This window comes from Streptosporangium sp. NPDC003464 (assembly GCF_053588315.1).
This window is the reverse complement of sequence record NZ_JBSFPS010000518.1, coordinates 1-2,182: the sequence shown is the minus strand read 5'-3', so window position 1 is coordinate 2,182 and position 2,182 is coordinate 1. Positions and strand designations below refer to the sequence as shown.

General features: G+C 75.0%; 6 protein-coding genes. 1 reads left to right on the top strand and 5 read right to left on the bottom strand.

The features are described 5' to 3' along the window. Positions 1-183: hypothetical protein (locus tag ACWDS7_RS48055; RefSeq protein WP_451934766.1), on the top strand; the 183-nt coding region annotated here is incomplete at its 5' end. A gap of 5 nt (positions 184-188) precedes the next feature. Here the strand turns inward: ACWDS7_RS48055 and ACWDS7_RS48050 are convergent. The 5 genes from ACWDS7_RS48050 to ACWDS7_RS48030 form a co-directional block, all read right to left on the bottom strand. After that, positions 189-416, bottom strand: coding sequence for a hypothetical protein (locus ACWDS7_RS48050; protein ID WP_451934765.1), 228 nt, complete (start codon positions 414-416; stop codon positions 189-191). A gap of 129 nt (positions 417-545) precedes the next feature. After that, a complete protein-coding gene (locus ACWDS7_RS48045) occupies positions 546-797 on the bottom strand; it encodes a hypothetical protein (protein ID WP_451934764.1) in 252 nt (83 codons plus the stop codon). Further along, the gene (locus ACWDS7_RS48040) at positions 794-1,129 is read right to left on the bottom strand and encodes a hypothetical protein (protein WP_451934763.1); all 336 of its coding nucleotides are present in this window, start codon (positions 1,127-1,129) and stop codon (positions 794-796) included. Before ACWDS7_RS48040 ends, ACWDS7_RS48045 begins: the two co-directional genes overlap by 4 nt. A 3-nt stretch (positions 1,130-1,132) precedes the next feature. Next, positions 1,133-1,405, bottom strand: a complete 273-nt coding sequence (locus tag ACWDS7_RS48035) for a hypothetical protein (protein WP_451934762.1) — start codon at positions 1,403-1,405, stop codon at positions 1,133-1,135. A 124-nt stretch (positions 1,406-1,529) separates the two neighbouring features. Next, positions 1,530-2,182: N-acetyltransferase family protein (locus tag ACWDS7_RS48030; RefSeq protein ID WP_451934761.1), on the bottom strand; the 653-nt coding region annotated here is incomplete at its 5' end.

Below are 2,182 nucleotides of genomic sequence, written 5' to 3'. Positions count from 1 at the left end.
GTCACGCTCATCCCGGCGGGCATGCCGTCCAGCGCCTTCGCTCGTGCGGCCTGCTCGGTGCGGCCGGCGACCTCGACGCGGCGCGCGGCGGCGGCGGCCCGTTTCTCCTGCGCCTACTGCAGCCGCTCGGCCAGCCGGGAGCGCTCGCCGCTGGGCAGCCGGCCGCGTAGCCGCCCGCCGTAGCGCCGCTACAGCGTCGCCTTCAGCTCGGAGACCGTCCGCTCGGCGCGGCGCAGCCTGGCGCGGGCTGCCTGGTGGCGGAGCTCGGCCTCCTGCAGGGCGGGCAGCGCCACCGCGAGCCGGTCGCGTTCGCCGGCCAGGTCGGCGTGCACCTGCTCACCGACGGCGCTGACCTGCTCGGCGCCGGCCCGGCTGCGCTGCTGCTCGGCGTCAACTCGCGCGGCCAGGCCCGCCACCGTCGCCCTCGTGGCGGTGATGCGTGCCTGCAGCTCCTCGGTGCTGAGCAGGCCGTACGGGCGCCGGCGCGGGGACCGGCTGGGCCTGGGCGGGTGCGTCGTTGGCGGGTGAAGGGGTGGGGGCGAGGGTCATGCGGTCCTTCCCGGCAGCCCATCGGATCGAGCGGCGGACAGGTCGGGAAGGGGACGGCCCACTGGGAGGATCGCCGTGGCGGGCACGCCGTCCCGCAGCGCCGTGGCGTTGTCCTGCCAGCCGCCGGGGTCGATGGTGAAGACGGCCGCCCCGCCGCGGCGGGCCTGCTGCTGTCGCCGGTAGGCGCCGCTGAGCGGCACCCCGAGGTAGGCCAGCGTCCGCCCGTCGGGCAGCGTCGGGTCGATCACCTGTGTCCGTCGCGCGCGTCGACGCACCAGGCGTGGTCGAAGCCGCCGACCGGCAGGCCGTCGACCAGCGCCATCCCCTCGACGTAGATCAGATCGTGCGCCTCGGCGATCCGGGTGGCGCTGGCGAAGCACGAGCCCGGCGGGCCGGGCTGGATGTGCGCGGGGCGATCAGCGGGGGTGAACAGGCGGCCGTGGTCGAGCAGCAGCCGGCCAACCAGGCTGGCATACGGCCAGTCGTCACGCCGACCGCGGTGTGCCGGCCCACAGGGCCGCTTGGGTGGCCATATGGGCCAGGAGCTGCTGCTCCGGATCAGTACGAGGACCCGCCGCACCGGTCATGACCCACCCTCGTGGAGCTCGTGGAGGAGGGCGGTCAGCATGCGCTCGTGCTCCAGGTCGGCTTCGGTGGTGGGGTGGCGGCGGCAGGCCACCTGGATGCGGCCGCCGCGGTCGGGCTTGAGTGACCAGTTGGCCACATATGGGCTGTCGAGGAAGACTTCCCACGTCACATCCGGGGCGCGCAGATGCCGCTCGATCGATGTCTGGACGGTGTCGGCCGTCCGTGGTTCGCGTAGCTCCGCAAAGTGCTCGGTCAGGACCGTGACCACGCGGCGGGCATGGTCAGCGGTCGCGGCCGGTGAGACGGTCGAACATGTTCGTCATTCTGTCTCCCTGTGAAAGCAGGGTGGGGCCAGAGTGGACCGGCGGGAACCCGGCGGACAGCGGGCGCGCTCAGCGTCGCGGGCGCCTGCGGGGCGGCGCAGACCACGGCGGCGTCGCGGATGGGCGTGCCGGGGTGACGGCGAGGTAGGTGCCGGTACGGGTGCTGCCGCGGTGGACCTGCTGGGTCGGATCCAGGGATTTGACCGCCAGCCGGTAGCCGTCGCCACCGTCATCGAAGGCGATCATCGCTCCGTCGACGTCGAGGGTGACCGGCCCGCCAGGGGTGGCCGGCAGGTAGCGGCGCCGGCGATACCGGCGCAGCACCAGCCGATCACCGGCACCGACCTTGGCGGACACCAGGCGGCAGCCGCCGGAGCGCAGCCGCTCTTCGGCGGCGGCGAGCAACGCCGTGCCGACGCCCGCGCCGCGGGCGGGCTCGGCCACCGCGAGCAGTTCGAGCTCGGTCAGCACACCGGCCAGGCGCCGCTGCCCGTGGCGTCCCAGCTCGGCGTAGGCGTCGATGAGCCGCACCGGCGCGCAGATGTAGGCCAGCCCGATCGGCGCGCCCTCGGCGGCTTCGGCCACCAGTGCGCATCCGGTGCCGTGCGGGAGGCTCAGGCGGCCGCCGTGCCGGTCGATCGCCGCGGCGAACGCCCCTGGTCCGACCGGCGTCGCGGCGTCCGCACCGAGCGCCACTCTCGCCAGCGCCTCCACCGCGGGCC